The following is a 16,617-nucleotide window of genomic DNA, read 5'->3' on the forward strand; positions in this document are numbered from 1 at the left end:
GAGGCTAGTAAAATGGATGCAAGAATGTTCATACGAAGAGGATTAAAAGCAGATTTACCTATCTTAGCAGAAGGAGAGTTTGGTTTTTGTACGGATACAAAGGAATTATTTATTGGTTCTATTAATGGAAATGTTTTATTCCCTAACCAATCCGTTATCGATCAATTAAGTGCTCAAACAGTGAAATCAATTAACAATACTCCCCCTGACGAGAAAGGAAATGTGACTATTCAAGTAACAGGCGGTGGATATGCGAATAATGTTGACCTCTATAAACTAGAATCCATTGGAGAATTGTTTTTACCACCTGAAAATTATAACGCTTGGTGCCCTAGCAACTTGAGATATGACCCTATTAGAAAAGTTTTTGCTTGTTTAATAAACGGAGCAAATCAGCACGTCTTTACTACCTTAACCCTCTATTTTTGTACCATAAATCCAGACACCCTAGTTGCTAGTATTCCTAAACCTATTTCGGCCGTTGATACCAGTGGAAATCCCGTAAAATTTGATGTTACATCTTCCAATAATTTTATTGTTTTGAATGACGGAACGTATATGTATTTTATACGTAAGAGCGGGATTTACCATAGAATTACCTCTGTTGACGGTGGAACTACTTGGATAGATCAAGGGGCAATTTTATCAACCCCAAGTTTAGGCAGTAATTATAATATATGGGGAATCACTAAACTATCCAATGGGAGATTGATTTGTGGATTTGGAGAAGCAACGGAAACACGTGCTAAAATTATGTACTCAGATGATAAGGGGGTAAATTGGAGATTTATATCCGTTGGTAAAACTGTTCCTTCGGGTACTACAAGTGCCGAGCCGTGTATTATTGAAGTCGGACCAAATAAATTAATAAGCCTTGCACGAAAATCAACAAGTGGAATGAGTTACGGTACAGTAGGGGGAGCAGTTGATCCCGCCCTAATATCTTATTCTACTGATAATGGAGCAACTTGGACAGATTATGTTGATTCCACTTCTATATTAAAAATGAACGCTTCGGGTGCAACGGCAGTTGTCCATGATGGAATGGTAGAAGTATTCACAGCTTCAAGACTTTTTACTACGATTGATAATGTAAATACAGGTCAAACGGGTATTTTGTATCATTATACCGCAACTACTGAAAATGCCTTTAATGATAAATTTACTTTAAAAGAAACGGTTCTTTGTGCAAACGCAACAAATAGTGGCGATTTCCATTCCCCTTGTATCTCAATAGACGATAAAAATAGGGTATTGTTAGTGTACATGGATGCAAGTGAAATTCTAGCAAATGCTGTAAATTATTATTTTGCAAGAGGTAATCTAGGATATATCTCTTATAAGAATCGAGATCACACTTCTTCACCTGTGTTTGGATACAGTGGCAAATACATTGACTCTTTAATCAGTAAGTTATTGTCTGAAATTAATTCGTTAAAATATTCAGTCTCTCAAATTCCAGGTAGTAATGTTACACCTCCAAGTGGGACCTTACTCTGGACAAAACAATATAAAGCAGAAAATGATAATGTTACTATTGATAAAAGCGCTGCCTTTTCAGGTATTATAAATACCATTACAGATACAGGTTATGACAGTTTAGAAACTGATTCAAATAGTATCAAGTACAATAAGTTAGGAAATTCTTTTGGAATTTCCATAACATCAGTAAAACCAAACTTTTCCATTTCCTATAAAGGAACAATTAGTAACCAACTGCGAGCCCCTATAGCTGCGGCCATTATTGGAGGGGTGGGTTATGGAATCATTTCTGTGTATTCCAATTTTAACATTCCTAATCCCAGTACTGAGGTTCATGAATATAGATTTGAATATTGGAAAGGAAGTATGAGAGCTTTTATTGATGAAATAGACGTTTCAGCAAAGATTAAAACATTTACTTTTGATTCAACTAACGTTATTCCATATACACAATTAATGAATGTAATTGGTACTTTAAATAGTACTAAGATATATGCTATTTCAGCGGCCGGTGGCGGTGGCAAAGTATACGAGGTTAAATATGGCGAATGGGATAGTTAAAAAAGTAAAGGCAACTGCAAACATAAAGGCAATACTGAATAGTCAAAAGGGCATTCTCTTAAAATTTAGTTAGTTTGTACGTTTTATAAAAAGTACCCTATAGAATAGTCACGTAAAAAAGTCTGTCCTATGGGACTGTTGACAAAGTCCACTGCTAAATAAAGCGCACCCAGAGATGAATTGCCGTTTGTCAACAGTCCCCTATAGAGTAGTTTTCTTTATAATTCGGAAAAAATTGGAGACTGGAAGAGTGAACACCAGCACACCGGTATTCTAAAAGTTTATTCTTTATGATTTTATCACGGGCTGCCGCAGTGCCAGATAAACGAACAACTTCAAGCGCAATGGAAGGCCGAGGCTGAAACAGGAACAAGAGACTTAAGGCCAAGCATATAGGTGCAACTTAGCTTTGAGTTTCTTCTACTGCATTTTCTGCCTTTGTTAGTTTTGCAACCTCAAGTAGCACATGATTTAGTTGATTTTTAAGGGAAGTATTTTCCTCACGCAATGAAAGTATTAATTGCACCATGATGTTTATTTCTTTCTGAGCTTTAATTATCTCTTTTCGGGAATTATTGGATATCACAAACATTTTTATATTCCTCCTTCATTTTAATCTAGGAGGCAAGAACATAAATCGTCCTTGCCCCATTGTGAATTAAGTTAAATATGCTTCTCGATCGCACTTCCAACTTGAAGGATAAATTCAATATCGGTGGGATCACTAATGACAACCTCTACAGCACCCACACCTTGAATCTGATGAATGGAGAAGTATACCCCCAACTCTTGTACTACACTCATTAAAAAGGGATCAAATGTATGGGACTCATAATTTACGGTGATACCATTTCTTTGTGATGATCTAACGTTAAAGTGGCTACAGCGAGCTATGTACATGGTATCCTGTGTGGGGCTGGGATCTATTGGGGGAACTGACATGATGCGTACGTCACCTTTGGAATCCGTAGTATAGTCTGATAAGGGAAATTTTTAATGGTCTTCGACTTCGGGTGCAATAAATTGATGGCAGATGGTGTCCGTACCTTACTGCTGAGTACACTGAATAATCGATGCTCACTCCTAGTTGTTCTTACATTTGTCCTTTTGTTGTCACTTCGCTTTGGATGCAGTTTCTTTTAATTATCCTTATTTCTTAAGTGTCAAATAAACTACTCCAATAAGCGCGCAAAGAGATACAATAGTATATTTGATCGCCCATAGCTCCGCTTGCCCCTTTAGTATGAGTTTGTTTCGAGTAGCCGATGAATCAATACCCATTAGTATCGCAAGGCTGTACAGGGCGTCGAATATAAATTTGAAGAAAATAATAGTAAGCATCGAGAAAACTATGAGTTTAATTAAATGTAACAAACGCACCACCGCCCATAAAATTCGATGACTCAATATATGCGAAAAATTACCGTACTTTGTTAGCAACCTAAAAAAACGGACACCTCCAAAACAGCCGACAGCTGCCAACCAAGGTTATCGGGGACACTGTCGAAATGTACCAGGAAAACCGATGCAGCAGATAAAGCGATCCGAACGCCCCGACTAAACTGAGCAAAATATTCCACCACTGGTCCCCGAATGCTTTGCGTATGCCGATCACCGCGTTTATTCTTCACTTAAGCAGCATCACATTCATAATCCCGAGCTCCCCGACCATAAATGATACGCCTATTATTCCTGCAGTTACCCCTTGACCAAATCGGTAATTGCATCAATGACGTGCAGTGTCCCCCCAGCGCCATTAAGCCAAAAATTCTGAACACCACCATAATTCTTAGTACTGACCGCAGCCACCTTTTACCGCACGGCTTCCAGCCCCTCCGGGGTTTGCGCTTTAAAAAAGGCATCAGCGCTGCAAATTCACCGTATGTGAAACCATCGGATACCCGATATACACCCATTCGTTGAAGTCATCTAGCAAAAAAATCCCGGCAACCGATATGCGGCACACCGGGATTTTAAAAGCTTTTCTTAGTTTGATTAATGTTAAGAAGACGGTGTTGTTTGAGAAACCGCTAACCGCTAATACGTTTATTATTCCCCATTGTGAATTAGTTCTAGGTTCTTACTTCTGCCCCTTGTTAATCTTGCAACCTCAAGTAGTGCCTGATTTAGTTGATGTTTAAGGGAAGTATTTTCTTCACGCAGTGAAAGTATTAATTCCACCATGATACATATTTCCTTCTGTGCTTTGATTATCTCTTCTCGGGAATTGTTGGATATCACAAACATTTTTATATTCCTCCCATTTTAATCTAGGAGGCAAGAACATAAATCGTCCCTGCCACATTGTGAATTAAGCTAGATATGCTTCTCGATCGCACTTCCAACCTGAAGGATAAATTCGATATCTGTGGGGTCACTAATGACAATCTCTACAGCACCCACATCTTGAATTTGATGAATGGAGAAGGATACTCCCAACTCTTGTACTACGCTCATTAAAAATGGCTCAAATGTATGCGACTCATAATTTACGGTGATACCATTTCTTTGTGATGATCTAACGTTAAAGTGGCTACAGCGAGCTATATACATGGTATCCTGTGTGGGGCTGGGGTCTATTGGAGGAACTGACATGATGCGTACGTCATCTTTGGAAATCCGTAATATAGCCGGATAAGGGAAATTTTGAATGGTCTTTGACTTCGGGTGCAATAAAGTGTTAGCAGACTCAGTATTTAGCTCCATTCCACGAAAATTTATAGCTGCAGTAACATAAGCTCTAAACGAGTGATGTGCTGCTGCATCAAAAATTTTTTTCGGATGATAACCCGGCTTGACTTTAAATTGGGCTAAATGACATCCTTTATTAAAACTTACATAGCGTTGTTCACGTAGATACTTGAAAAGAATGCTGTTATAGATTAAGCGGATACCCTCATTTGTAGAAATATCCTCCATATGTTTTTGCAAGCCCTCATAAGTGAACTGACAAGTATCAGGCATCTCTTGGTCATATTCTAGCTTCCCGTTTACAATTACATTGGCTATATATTTCTTCATTCCATCATCACCTCAGTTATTAATAAAAGAGCCTCTTGGAACTTAGCATGTTGAATCAAAAAGCTAACTGCCCAGTAGCTACGATTTTAAAATAATGTGATGGCGGCTGGAATATATGTTCGCAGATGTATTTACGGTGACGTTGAAGGGGTTGAACCTGGGCATTTGAATAGCTATCATCCTGATTTACTCTCCACTTAAACGATAAACTGAACTAAAAGATTTTAATCATACTGAATGCAATAAGAGCCAAACCGATTACGATTTTTACCATATAGTCACCTCCTTTCAGAACAGTACCGGCAAGACATCGTTAGAGCTTGGCGATATCTTGCATCATATTAACGAGAATTGTGATCTCTTTTTTGTTCAGAGAAAGAAGAAAATCTATCTCATTTACTTGAAGGTCGCGACTGGTGGCCTTGGACAAAGTGTCTATGATGGGCTTTAGTTTCATTAATTGTTGATTCTTCCACTTTTCTGTTTCCCGCTCCACCGCTTGCTTTCTGTTATACTCATCCCAATCCTCTTCATCAAACCAAAAGTGAGCACCATAGCGCTGCTGATATACATGAATCCAGTGTTGAAGCTGAACTTCGTTTCGATGGATTTGATCGTGACAGATGATGCAGCAACGAAGCCCATTGGTTTTAACCCCTCGACCCTGTCTCCCGCGGGGCATTACGTGATGTGTGATGGTATCTCGCTTAGCAAAGCAGCTCTGACACTTTCCTTCAGCCTCTATAATTAGCTCCTCAATGACGGTAAGAGGGAACTCTCCTCTATCTTTTGCAGATAATTTGGGATGGTGGTGACTTAAGATATTTTGGTGCCAAGGTGCAACATTCTTTATTTTCTTTTTGAACGCCATACTCCATAGCCACCACCTTTCCATGAGAGTCGTTTGAATTTTTGTTAGAGAACTCTTTCGCTAAAAACATCACCTCCCCAAAGGAATGCAGTTAAACATGCGCTGGCTCCCGTTGTTGCTTCTTTTTCTTCACCCATCCTCCTAAGATGCCAATTGAGAGCTCGGCTTGGTCCGTACTCATTTGACTGAACTCACTGAAATCCCCGACCTTGCCTTTAAGAGAATTGATAATGGTCTCTCTATCCCCTCCAATGGATTCGAGTTCTGCAATACGGACTTTTAATAGCATGAGCTGGTTTGGCGTTATCAGATGCTCTGAGGAATCCGTATCCAAATTTTGATTGGACGCTTCATTTCCATCATCATCATTTTCCGAACTGATTCCTAAAATGGCGGATAGGCTGTATCGCCTCGCATAAGTAATGGCGCTACCTGCTCCTTGTGCGTTAAATTTCTTTTGACCTCGGTCCTTATGTTGTTGATACCCAGGTAACATAAGGGGATCACTTTCTAGCCATTCTCCACTCTCATGAAACAACAGAGTTCGAATAAGAATCTTGTCCTCTATGGATCCTGTGGATTGAATAAAGGATAAACCATACTTCCCCAGTGTGGGACGTACCGTATTAAGAACTTCATCTAAAGTGGCGTATTTGCTATTAAACTGGGTATTTATTGATGTGTTTTTTGGGTTTTGGACCTCAGCTTGAAAATTAGCCAGTGCTGCTGCCAAGTTTGAGATGGATTCACTTTTGTTCATTTATTTACACCTCCGGTTTGATGGTTAGTACGTCAGGCAGGAATTCAACCTTTACTCCAGTAACTTCCTGACCATATTCGTCAAATACACGGCCGTCCTCGTTGATTTGGAACAACTTCTTTATTTCGGTCTTCGCAGGTTCCTTCTTGACCCTTACTAAATCGGTTCGTTCATTTTGCTCTAGGAAGGAGATCAAGGATTCCTCATCATAAATCCAATTTGGTTGCTGTTTACGAAAGCGGATGCTACCATACGCTGTCTTTTCATTTCTAAACCTTGGATCCGCATCACGTTTTCTAACGGCATATTCACTGATTAGGCCTTTAAAAAAATCTTCGGATTGTTGCAGCCCTTCTAACTCACGTTTGCGGTACGATTCAATTCGTTCGATTTCGCTATTCGCGACCTGAGTAACTTCACTTCTCTTCACTTCAATAGCAGTAAGTTTACGCATAGCCCAGGTTAAGGAGGATAAGTCGGTAATCTGAAATCGTTGTTGAAATTCTCCTGTCACTTGTGCTATCTCTTCAAGTTCACTCATATACAGTGGGCTAATCATCTCGTTGTCTCCTCCGGATTGTACAGCGTATATTGCTACATAAGATTACCTTTTCGTTACGGACTTACTTACATGAATGTTTCGGACATCAGACGTTTTCATTCTCAATGGCCTGGTTTAATTCGTGATTTAATTTTTCCTGCTCTTCTAGGTTTTTAATCTCTGATTTGTACATCCGAACTTCATGCATGTAATCCATTACCTCATTGGTTAGCTCAAGCATCTTTTCTGATTCGCTGATAAGACTTTCAAGATCGGATAAGGAACCGTAGAACCTTCCATCTCGAATGTTACCTAGCTTTTCAAAGAATCCTTTGATTTGAAGAAGTTCGTTCATAACTCACCTACCTTTTAACCACTGATCGTGGTCGTTGTATACTTAACTATATCCACAAAACGAGGTCGATATGCATATTCGACCTCGTTTTGTGGTCTTTTTATTTTTGGGTGATTGTTTGTTGGAAAAAGAAAAGTTAACCAGATAATTACAAGGATTAAGGCATTTTATGTCGAATTGAAATAGAGCATGAATACGCGTATTATGCAAAACTTTTTAAGATATAGGTTTAGGCATCTAGAATATTGAATTTGGGAGGGGTTAGAATGAATACTTTTGGTGAACGATTAGCGGAACTAAGAACTAGCATGGGGTATTCACAAGCAGAACTAGCGAGACGTTTAAATATAGCTAAGAGTACTTTATCAATGTATGAAATAGATAAAAGGGAGCCAAGCTTAGAATTTCTTCGACGAATCATCGACTTTTTTAATGTGGAAACTGATTATTTATTGTTTAATCGTTCAGACGAATCAAAACAAATGAACATTAAGGCTATTAACTCTTCAAATGAATCAACCCTGAAATCTATCCTTGATGGTTATACTCAGGAAGAAAAGGATATTGCCGAAGCCGTGGCGAGAGCAGCGATCGAGGCCTATCGTAAAGTAAAGAAAAAAGAAGAAATAGACTAAATTTGTATACATATTTTTGTTTTTATAAATGACCTTACCGGTTGGTTTCAGAGGTTGGTGGCGGTAATTTTGTAATAAATCGTGCATACCCATCCTCGTTCTTAATCAGATTTAAGCTATGATATCGTGGTAATTTTAAAAGGTCCTCTTCTTCGTATGGATAAAGCTCACTTTTAAGTTCATTAAAATTTTTCTTGTCACAGCCAGCAATGAGCATATAGCTTGCGTTTGCACTACGGAGTTCCTCCCGGATATGCTTGATCTGGTTCATATAGTGGGCACTAATGATCGGCTTCATTCCAAACTTAGCTAGTCGACTGAGCTTTTCCGAGAGAAGTTTTTCGGTATTTTCAACCTGGTACAATTCGTCAATTACAAGATTGACTTTGGTCAGTTTGCTGCGGTCTCCTATCTGTTGTTCCCGGATCTGTAGAGCCAACCAAATTTTCGTAAGCCAATACGTCGTATAGACATCTCGTTCCCCATCTGTGCTAAACATGATCTCAGGCATACGTAAACAGATGAGCTGATTCTTCTGCATCTCCTTCACTAAATCAATGTTGCCTGAAGATGGTTTACGTAGCATAGCCTCCATATACGTATTTACTTTAAGCTTGTTGAGCCTGTCGATAATGCCGCTGATAAGATTATCCTTCGTGCCGATGACAGTCCCCTTTTTGTCCGTGTCATCAAGCTCTTCTAAACTTGCCATATACTCCGCAAGATTCTCGTTCTGAGTTGGGGGTATTTTCTGCAGCCACTGCCTCCTTAATTTATGATCCTGCAGCACACTGAACACGTCCCGAATGCTGCCACCAACCACAAAAACGATATTACTGGCACTCTCCAGGTAGCGCTCCATTCGCGCGCTGAGAGGTGTGTCAGCATTATTAATCGCGTTAATCAGTGTTCGTAATTGTGTTGTCTGCCTCTTAGCATTGTCATATTGCCGGAATGGATCTGCACTTATACCAACCTCATTGTAGCCGAGGCCCTGCAGTGTCTCTGGATTCTTGCAGTCAATGACAAGCATCTTATCCTTTGGGAATAGCGCAGCTACCTCCGAACTTAGCTGGCAGCTACCAATATAGTCAAAGATGATTACGCATTCTCCTGCATGGATGGCATCGGCGCTCAAGTTGCCGATCAGCGTAGATTTGCCCGCCCGGGTAGGGCCGATTAGGACTAGAGTAAGGTTCTTGTACTCTTTGTCACTGCTTAGGTACGCCATCTGATCCCGCCCTCTGAACGTATTGACGCCAATCCGCATTGTGCCCTTCCGTAAATCCTCCGGTACCTCCGTTTCCTGCGTTTCGACCTTCTCGATGCAACCAAACCGTTCAAGTACGCTGCGGCCGGGCAACGAGAGGAAATGCTGCGCCTCTTCGTCACCCACCTTGTTCTTATCAGCGCCTCGAATTACGTAGTCTGTTAAATTGAACTTACCGCCATAGTTCCTGAATTTCAGCGAATTGTCCTCCGAGATCGTATCAAAACTCTGCGCCAGGCTGCGTGCATTATTTCGCTCACGTAGGATGTTAGGGCTTTCACTTAAAACAAGAATCTGCGTATCCAAAATGGTAGCGCCTGCCTTCTTTACAGTTGCCTCACTTATCCATCGACCACCGTTCATACGTTCAAGCAACGATTCGAACATATTGCTGGTTTCGGTCGTTTTCTTATCCGTAAAAGCTCCGAATACGAGATCCGCTGTATCGGTGAGCAGTGCCACCGCCATCTTCAATATATACGTTGATCCCAATTTATCGCGGTCTGCCGGCATGTTCTTCCGGACCTTTTCGATAGTCGCACGGTATGTGCTTCGCCAGGTAAATTGCGAAGCCGGCAGGAAATTATAAATTATGCCGACTCGATCACCCTCCTCTAATACGTCGATAACATTAAGATTTGAAATCAGTAGGTCATTATCTCTCCGATCCGTTCGAAGGCTTAGCGCATCTTCCTTTGTATATGTGAGTTGATACTTCGTTGCGCCCTTGCCAAACTCCGGCAATATATTGATCTCCTCAACAGTTATATTCGTCCAGATGTCCCCAATCTTCTCACGGATCATGGATATCTGTGAACGCGGTACGATGAAGTAAAACTCGGCACGCTTCTTTTCGATATAAATGTAATATGCGACTTTGACGGGTGCTTCGTACGATAGGCGGGTCGGTATAAAAAAACGCTTGCCTAGTACCTTCATTGCGCGGACTTCCTCTTTCTTTATGCTGGCTGTAACATTCCGGTAAAGTGCAGCAATTGCTCGCGCTAATTTGTGCGTATCATTATTACGGATGGAATTGTTCGGTTTGAGTCGGAGGAAGGCGTATTCCGGATGTACGATACGGATGGCTTCGCGAAGGGATATCCATTTCATTTTCATCACGCTCCTGCAGCTAAATATTTTATTATCGAATAACCTACCGTCAGCATCCCGGCCCACCGCGCCCCATCACGCCACCCAGCTACGTAAAGGATAATCGCTAGGCCGCCCCCTAATAACGCAATTGCATACGATAGGTCAAATACGAGGTCGCCAATACCCTTAATAAATCCCATCACTGTATCGTAAGCAATCGACCTGACGTGCTCCTGAACCGATTGGTGGGCGTCATTGTATGCTCGTTCCAGCACCCTGCCGAGTATGCCGAGATGATCATTACCAGTTGTTTGTGATGGATCTACGAAGGTACCAGTTTTATCAAAGAGCCCAAGGTGGAGGTTTGCTTCTGTCGATCGGTTTGTTGAATCCGAATATCCGATGAGGTCTCCAATGTGAACCCGCTCTCCTTCGCGAACAACGCTGTTATCCGATAAGTATCCAAAATTATACTGATAACCGCTTCGCGTATTAAAAAATAACGCTTTGCAGAGCGAAGAGTCCACGTAATCAGCGATACGCGCAACGATACTGTCTTTTGGTTTTGGTGCATATACCGGCGATCCAATCGGGACAGCGATGTCAACGCCTGTGTGCGGTGTAGGATTCGATAGATCGGTGGGATAGTGATCGGCTGTCATTCGCGGAACTAGTTCGATTCTCATTGCGATCACCTCACGAATCCATTTCGGAGAATAGCTTATCGATTTCTTTCATCATCCATGGCAGCCCCCACAATATTGCATAAGTAACGCCGTAACCGAGAAAATTCTTCTTGACCGCCCCATGGTCGCCGTCAGCTACGGACTTGATCGTTTCGATGCCGCCTTTGAAGACTATAACCCATTTAGCGATTGTAAGTAACTTCTTATAAACCTGATCCGCTTTAACGTCAATTCCGGCGTTGGCGAATGATGTACCCGATACTCCTACGAATAAAATAGCGCCGAGCCCCGCAACTTTAATGACCGTCCCCTTCTCCGTTAACGTACGCACGATGTCACGCCGAATTTCGTTAGTATCAACGACATAGCAATTCATGTTGCCCCGCCTCCTTTACGTTCAATAGTGGCAGGAGTGCGCCATCCATTCGATGCTCGTTATCGCCCCTCGGAATCATGTAACAAGTGCATCGGGCCAAGTCAAATTCGGTTAGAACCATTTCAATATGTATCATACGTCATCACCCTCTCCGAAAATATCGCTAATCCCCGCACCATCGTCCGTTTGAGTTACAGCAGTCGTCGGTAGCGCAAACACTGCTGTCCGACCTGCCGTAAATCCACCAGATCTCACCGCGAAAAGAACGTCCTTTACATAGCCGCTGAAGTTCGTCGTTTGGGTTGCCACCCATTCGAGGAGTTCCCGTTGATGAGCGTCATCTTCGTTAAAAAGGATTTGTTTACGCGTAAGTTTCACTTTACCGTTGACCTCCCTGCTCGATAATATCCAATTGCATTCGCGTATAGCGGTTCTGGCAATGCGGCTGCGAGCGGAAAGTATTGTCGTAAAAGTCCGGCTAGTTCATTCGCCCGCCCTCCGCTTACGAGAACGGCGTCTTTCGCACTCCATTTTATAGCGCCAAGTTCACCGGCAATCTGCGCCGCAAAGTCTTCGATGGGTAACTCTTGCCACTTTCTCTTCGTGTTAAGACCGAACGATAACGTTCCGGAGTCTCGATAGATGTACCGCCGATCTTTCATCGTGACATAGTTCACGGTCTTGCTGCCAGCGTCAATCAGGCGGACCAGACCGTCCTGTGGCGCTGACCAGAAGGCCGCACCGCCCTCGACCGCGATTTTGACGTCCAGGATGCGAAGAAGACGCCGTTCGCCGTTAACGTTAAAATCCCACATTCCGCCTCGCTGACCAAATAATAAGTCGCGAAACGCCTTCTTCTGCTCCGTCACGTGCTGTTCAACGGGAAGGCCGGTCACTACGATAACGTCCGTAAATCCCGTAAGGTGGAGGGCCGTTAACGCCAGGAACTTCGCTTCATCCGTCGCTTTATTGTCGATAAGCATATGACGCGGATTGATCGACTCGTTCTCGGCCAATGTTCCGATAAACTTCCGAGCGCTTTGTACGTCGATTTCGTAACCACCTCGGTCGCTGTAGTCGGTGACTAGTTTCCTCTCGTTCCAATCGCCTACAATCGAAGGGAAAGTGAAAAGGCGCCCTTCAGCACAAACTTTGACGCCGTTGCGTCCGACGTCCAACCCAACGATGCTCACCATAAAAATCATCCTCCAGCGTGTGTATGTAGCGTAACAACTAAGTCCGCGTCCTCTCGGTTAGTTGCATCGCTTATGTCACCACACTATATTCGCCGAGCTTGGGCATCTTTACGGTTTAAGTCGAAAAGCTTCGTATAAATTTAGCCAGGCTTGTCAATGATTGGAGTAATAGAACAAGTGGAGGATACTGAGTATGTTCAAGAAACGCAGTAAATTCGGGAGATTCTTGGATACTTTCGGAATTAAACAGGAAAGAGTAAGGGAGGTATCAAAACTGAACCGCGAGACAGTATCGCGCGCCTGTAACGATGATGAATACATACCGAATGGCGGGACGATCCGCTCTTTAATGCAGGCAGCTCGGAAATTAACGGGGAAAGACGATATTGATCCCACCAAATTCTGGCCGATGTAAAATAAAAAATCCCGCCTACGGACGTACTGTCCGAAAACGGGCATACTATGCCTACGTAGCTAAGGTGGGGTTACCTTAGCATATGCGCGGATCAGGCGAAAATATGCATGTCCCTCCAATTTTTTACGTAAATTTCTCTAATCACAAAATAATACATTAATACATAGATGTGTTCGTTAACTAAGGCAATTGATTTTGCACGATTTGAGTGGCCAAGGCCGTAGAAGTATTCAATGGGCATCCCCCTTGCTCATCCTACGGTTGGCCACCGCTGGAGTCTGTTGTCCCTTGCGTTCCTGGCTGCGGTAGGCCGACTTCGTGTTTACGGTCCATTAAGCTGATGCAGCCGGATTTGTCGACCTTACGTGTCTCGCAATGCAGAAAGGCAGTAGCAAGCTCGTTCGGATCCACAAACCGGAGAGGCCTCTTGTCACTTCGGTATCTTTGCTGAAAAGGGATGGACAACTTCTCCACAGGGTCCTGATGAAAGCGAATGGCGATGAATTTTAAGGCTCCTAGCAATTACGTGGTTCGCTCTCGGAACCAATTCTTTCAGAGGTCAAGGTAGCATCGTCTGCCGCCATCGTAGATGACGCTTCCGGCGCTGTTCCACACAAGCCGAATCGTACCGTTTGTACGGCACAATACAACTCGGAAGCTCATGGTGGATCTTCCGGCAGTAGGTACAACGCAGTCGGCAGATGACGAGCATGCGTGCTCTCCCCCCTCCCCCCTCTCGCAAGCTTCCGCTCCCGGCTTCCAATGATGCTAAGTTCTTCTCCACAGCAGGGAGAGGGAACCCTCTCTGCACACCTAACGAAAACGTCGGGTAACTCTCATCCATCTCACTGATACATGTCCATGTTGGGTAGTGGATGCCTCCCATGTATGTGAGCCTGTTGCCGCCGGCCCACATACATGGGAGGCATCCTTTTTCTTTCTGTGATACGGTCATTATATTCAGCAATTCACCAACAGAGCGTTATCTCTCAGTGGGAACACTATCTCTTCACAAGCAGTGCTGCCCAGTTGGCAAAAAAATATTTGCGCATGGACTAATATAACTTACGCAGAACAAAATCGAATCATCGATAGTCAAAGTGTCATCAGGGGAAATTTTCCATGGCCACTCTATTCATTGATTTCGGTGGGATAGCTTCTCCATCAACAGCGAAAGTTTTTTAAAAATTAGGCTCTGAATATGGAGTCTTATTATGAAAGGTGTACATTGATTTTTTATTCTGAAGTTATTATGGAGGTAATCTGTAATTTAATTTTTATTCTGGAGTTATTAAGGAAGTAATCTGTAATTTCAATTCTATTCTGGAGTTAATCTGGAAGTAATCCGTATTTCAACTCTAATCTCGAGTTAATGTGGAAGTAATCTGTAAATAAATTATGATATTGACAATGGTAAAAGTTTTTAGCAGGTTTCCCCTGCACTATCGTTCTTGAAAAGCACAAACTTTTTCAAATCAGCTTCCTGACGTAGATGATGACTAAAATGCATGCCAACCAGATCGTACCATTCCCTAGCATTAAGCCAACCCAAGCCTCCATATACCTTAACTTTCTTCTCGAGTTGTTCCAAGTGGTGATCGGATGCGTATTGCTACCCACCTTTCGCTATCCAAAGGTTATCTCAATAATGGATGGAAATCAACAATCGTTTTTGCACTTCAGAATGTACGGAATACATCACTTTATAGTATAATACTGGTAATTGGCTATCATTCATATGGAACTGAATAACAGACTAATCGTTAATTTTTCAATTAATAGAATGTCAAATTTAAATGATGAGGTGATAGAATTGACAAATGAATTCGAAAAAAACATATCCTCTATTGGCAAAGGCGAATATAAAGAGTATTTGAAACAAGGGATAGTAAAATACTTTTTAAAATCGGAAGATCTAGAAGCGCTTTCAATAACTGAAATAATTAATGAGATAGATATAACATTAAAAAATAAATCAGACCAATTTTTTAGCGAACAAAGGAATTATCAGAAAATGAATAAGGAGATTCGGAATGTATTCTTTGCTATAACTAATCAGTTAATAAGTTTACAAGAAGGTAAAGAATTAGTACGAAATCTAGAACGTCAACTAAAAAAAAGTAATGAAAAAATGATTTCTTTAATTAAACAAATAAAAATTGGAACATTGTTTTTGCAAAACAAAATCAATCCAATATTGGAAGTTGAAAATTCTCATATGATTCTTCACGAAAAAACCATGGTTCTTATTAAAGATTTTAATAATCTTAATTCAGTAACTAAATCCACCCAAAAAGAAGAAAATAAATCTTTTCACTCTAAATTATTAAACTAATACGATTAATTAATACTGATGTAAACCATAAAACCGTTATTCATTAAGGGCACAGCTTTGTGCTCTTTTTTGTGTTCCCTACGTTCTAAAAAAGCGATGGCTACCAATGGTGGCCATCGCTTTTTCTGAAATTGAATCATAGTACAAGCAAAAAATATTTTTTGACATATCATACTATCAAATCGAAAATTCGGAGGTGGTAGGAATGGCTCGAGTAAATGCTACCACCCGTCAGCCTGATTTAATATTGATCAGCTGCCAAGCTGCCCCAGCCGCTCCGTCTTCCCATACATAGTCGCAGGCCCCGCCTGCTTACTTCCAGCCCACTTTACAGTATTTCGCAGCACCCACTGAACATACGGAAAAAATATCGTCAAATTCTTCTCAAGGCCCGAACGGAAATAGAAAATGTTGCCGAATACCAGGCGCGTAAAGGTATCTCATTATTTATAGTTCTCCAACCTCGTTCTTTGTTTGTAGCCTGATTGTCCACCGCCTAAATATATGGCGGCAAAAAATCATGGGTTCGCCATTCGGTTTGGCGGAGCCTAACCGAATATTCAACCGACAATAGCCTAATCCCTTCTGTATAATGACGGAGGATTAGGCTATTCTTGTGGTAAAAAAAGAAAATGCTCCCGACCTTTGGCGAGGAACCCGGGAGCATTCAACAACATACTTCATGAATAAAATACTTCCTCATTCCATGGGCGCGCTTTACTACTTGGGTTCGCGAATCGGCAATCGTTCGAAAGCGACAAGGAAGGTCCCTTGGATGGATCGCCGAAACCATAACATGCCCGCGCATTGGACTTTCTTCCAACACCGTAAAACGTTGGTGGAAACAGAGCTTAGCCAGGGTGGCGGCCACAGCATTATGGATGTCTAGTCAACTTGTGAAGGCAGGATGCGAAGAAGACCTGCTGCTTTTGTATCCCCAGCGTGTTGCTACAGAACCGGCGGATACATGGAACTGGTTTGAACAATTGGCTTGGCGATATGCCCCGAGACTCTCCCG

16 protein-coding genes and 1 pseudogene are annotated in these 16,617 nt (G+C 42.0%); 4 read left to right on the forward strand and 13 right to left on the reverse strand.

Annotated elements, in window-relative coordinates:
• The first annotated feature begins 12 nt into the window (after positions 1-12).
• Positions 13-2,043 carry an exo-alpha-sialidase gene (locus FPZ49_RS24945; RefSeq protein ID WP_186446073.1) on the forward strand — a complete coding sequence of 677 codons (2,031 nt, stop codon included), beginning with the start codon at positions 13-15 and terminating at the stop codon, positions 2,041-2,043.
• 403 nt (positions 2,044-2,446) lie between these two features.
• Here FPZ49_RS24945 and FPZ49_RS24950 read toward each other — a convergent pair whose 3' ends face one another.
• The 6 genes from FPZ49_RS24950 to FPZ49_RS24975 form a co-directional block, all read right to left on the reverse strand.
• Positions 2,447-2,635, reverse strand: coding sequence for a hypothetical protein (locus FPZ49_RS24950; protein WP_144852276.1), 189 nt, complete (start codon positions 2,633-2,635; stop codon positions 2,447-2,449).
• A 1,724-nt stretch (positions 2,636-4,359) separates the two neighbouring features.
• Positions 4,360-5,064 carry a hypothetical protein gene (locus FPZ49_RS24955; protein WP_144852279.1) on the reverse strand — a complete coding sequence of 235 codons (705 nt, stop codon included), beginning with the start codon at positions 5,062-5,064 and terminating at the stop codon, positions 4,360-4,362.
• Positions 5,065-5,377: 313 nt separating this feature from the next.
• Positions 5,378-5,935: an HNH endonuclease gene (locus FPZ49_RS24960; RefSeq protein WP_144852282.1), complete on the reverse strand. Its 558-nt coding sequence runs from the start codon at positions 5,933-5,935 to the stop codon at positions 5,378-5,380.
• A gap of 91 nt (positions 5,936-6,026) precedes the next feature.
• On the reverse strand, positions 6,027-6,695 hold the full coding sequence (locus tag FPZ49_RS24965) for an ERF family protein (RefSeq protein ID WP_144852284.1): 669 nt from the start codon (positions 6,693-6,695) through the stop codon (positions 6,027-6,029).
• A 4-nt stretch (positions 6,696-6,699) separates the two neighbouring features.
• The gene (locus FPZ49_RS24970) at positions 6,700-7,254 is read right to left on the reverse strand and encodes a host-nuclease inhibitor Gam family protein (protein ID WP_144852287.1); all 555 of its coding nucleotides are present in this window, start codon (positions 7,252-7,254) and stop codon (positions 6,700-6,702) included.
• A gap of 88 nt (positions 7,255-7,342) precedes the next feature.
• Positions 7,343-7,591 carry a hypothetical protein gene (locus FPZ49_RS24975; RefSeq protein ID WP_144852290.1) on the reverse strand — a complete coding sequence of 83 codons (249 nt, stop codon included), beginning with the start codon at positions 7,589-7,591 and terminating at the stop codon, positions 7,343-7,345.
• A gap of 266 nt (positions 7,592-7,857) precedes the next feature.
• Between FPZ49_RS24975 and FPZ49_RS24980 the strand changes: the two genes are divergently transcribed.
• Positions 7,858-8,226 carry a helix-turn-helix domain-containing protein gene (locus FPZ49_RS24980; protein ID WP_144852292.1) on the forward strand — a complete coding sequence of 123 codons (369 nt, stop codon included), beginning with the start codon at positions 7,858-7,860 and terminating at the stop codon, positions 8,224-8,226.
• Between the two features lie 34 nt (positions 8,227-8,260).
• On the opposite strand, the gene FPZ49_RS24985 is transcribed toward FPZ49_RS24980, so the two are convergent.
• The 5 genes from FPZ49_RS24985 to FPZ49_RS25005 form a co-directional block, all read right to left on the reverse strand.
• Positions 8,261-10,609, reverse strand: a complete 2,349-nt coding sequence (locus tag FPZ49_RS24985) for a hypothetical protein (RefSeq protein WP_144852295.1) — start codon at positions 10,607-10,609, stop codon at positions 8,261-8,263.
• 5 nt (positions 10,610-10,614) lie between these two features.
• A complete protein-coding gene (locus FPZ49_RS24990) occupies positions 10,615-11,277 on the reverse strand; it encodes a M23 family metallopeptidase (protein WP_144852298.1) in 663 nt (220 codons plus the stop codon).
• 10 nt (positions 11,278-11,287) lie between these two features.
• Positions 11,288-11,653: a hypothetical protein gene (locus tag FPZ49_RS24995; RefSeq protein ID WP_144852301.1), complete on the reverse strand. Its 366-nt coding sequence runs from the start codon at positions 11,651-11,653 to the stop codon at positions 11,288-11,290.
• 132 nt (positions 11,654-11,785) lie between these two features.
• Positions 11,786-12,031 carry a hypothetical protein gene (locus FPZ49_RS25000; RefSeq protein WP_144852304.1) on the reverse strand — a complete coding sequence of 82 codons (246 nt, stop codon included), beginning with the start codon at positions 12,029-12,031 and terminating at the stop codon, positions 11,786-11,788.
• Positions 12,028-12,849, reverse strand: coding sequence for a ParM/StbA family protein (locus FPZ49_RS25005; protein WP_144852307.1), 822 nt, complete (start codon positions 12,847-12,849; stop codon positions 12,028-12,030). The genes FPZ49_RS25000 and FPZ49_RS25005 overlap by 4 nt, the downstream gene beginning before the upstream one ends.
• Positions 12,850-13,042: 193 nt before the next feature.
• Between FPZ49_RS25005 and FPZ49_RS25010 the strand changes: the two genes are divergently transcribed.
• Complete coding sequence (locus FPZ49_RS25010) at positions 13,043-13,264, forward strand: transcriptional regulator (protein ID WP_261381602.1); 222 nt, start codon at positions 13,043-13,045, stop codon at positions 13,262-13,264.
• 306 nt (positions 13,265-13,570) lie between these two features.
• Here FPZ49_RS25010 and FPZ49_RS37900 read toward each other — a convergent pair.
• Positions 13,571-13,705 (reverse strand): annotated as a pseudogene (locus tag FPZ49_RS37900) (transposase); the annotation flags it as partial.
• A gap of 118 nt (positions 13,706-13,823) precedes the next feature.
• Positions 13,824-14,219, reverse strand: coding sequence for a DUF6431 domain-containing protein (locus FPZ49_RS37590; RefSeq protein WP_391563866.1), 396 nt, complete (start codon positions 14,217-14,219; stop codon positions 13,824-13,826).
• Between the two features lie 858 nt (positions 14,220-15,077).
• On the opposite strand from FPZ49_RS37590, the gene FPZ49_RS25020 reads away from it, so the two are divergent.
• Positions 15,078-15,599: a hypothetical protein gene (locus FPZ49_RS25020; protein WP_144852313.1), complete on the forward strand. Its 522-nt coding sequence runs from the start codon at positions 15,078-15,080 to the stop codon at positions 15,597-15,599.
• The last annotated feature ends 1,018 nt before the right edge of the window (positions 15,600-16,617 follow it).

The sequence above is a fragment of the Paenibacillus cremeus genome, assembly GCF_007786445.1.
Lineage (GTDB): Bacteria > Bacillota > Bacilli > Paenibacillales > NBRC-103111 > Paenibacillus_G > Paenibacillus_G cremeus.

Coding starts and splice junctions, on each gene's coding strand:
- FPZ49_RS24970 (WP_144852287.1), bottom strand. CDS start 7,254: ATGATTAGCCCACTGTATATGAGTGAACTTGAAGAGATAGCACAAGTG.
- FPZ49_RS24960 (WP_144852282.1), bottom strand. CDS start 5,935: ATGGCGTTCAAAAAGAAAATAAAGAATGTTGCACCTTGGCACCAAAAT.
- FPZ49_RS24955 (WP_144852279.1), bottom strand. CDS start 5,064: ATGAAGAAATATATAGCCAATGTAATTGTAAACGGGAAGCTAGAATAT.
- FPZ49_RS25010 (WP_261381602.1), top strand. CDS start 13,043: ATGTTCAAGAAACGCAGTAAATTCGGGAGATTCTTGGATACTTTCGGA.
- FPZ49_RS37590 (WP_391563866.1), bottom strand. CDS start 14,219: ATGACCGTATCACAGAAAGAAAAAGGATGCCTCCCATGTATGTGGGCC.
- FPZ49_RS24985 (WP_144852295.1), bottom strand. CDS start 10,609: ATGAAATGGATATCCCTTCGCGAAGCCATCCGTATCGTACATCCGGAA.
- FPZ49_RS25005 (WP_144852307.1), bottom strand. CDS start 12,849: ATGGTGAGCATCGTTGGGTTGGACGTCGGACGCAACGGCGTCAAAGTT.
- FPZ49_RS24980 (WP_144852292.1), top strand. CDS start 7,858: ATGAATACTTTTGGTGAACGATTAGCGGAACTAAGAACTAGCATGGGG.
- FPZ49_RS24975 (WP_144852290.1), bottom strand. CDS start 7,591: ATGAACGAACTTCTTCAAATCAAAGGATTCTTTGAAAAGCTAGGTAAC.
- FPZ49_RS24990 (WP_144852298.1), bottom strand. CDS start 11,277: ATGAGAATCGAACTAGTTCCGCGAATGACAGCCGATCACTATCCCACC.
- FPZ49_RS24950 (WP_144852276.1), bottom strand. CDS start 2,635: ATGTTTGTGATATCCAATAATTCCCGAAAAGAGATAATTAAAGCTCAG.
- FPZ49_RS24995 (WP_144852301.1), bottom strand. CDS start 11,653: ATGAATTGCTATGTCGTTGATACTAACGAAATTCGGCGTGACATCGTG.
- FPZ49_RS24945 (WP_186446073.1), top strand. CDS start 13: ATGGATGCAAGAATGTTCATACGAAGAGGATTAAAAGCAGATTTACCT.
- FPZ49_RS24965 (WP_144852284.1), bottom strand. CDS start 6,695: ATGAACAAAAGTGAATCCATCTCAAACTTGGCAGCAGCACTGGCTAAT.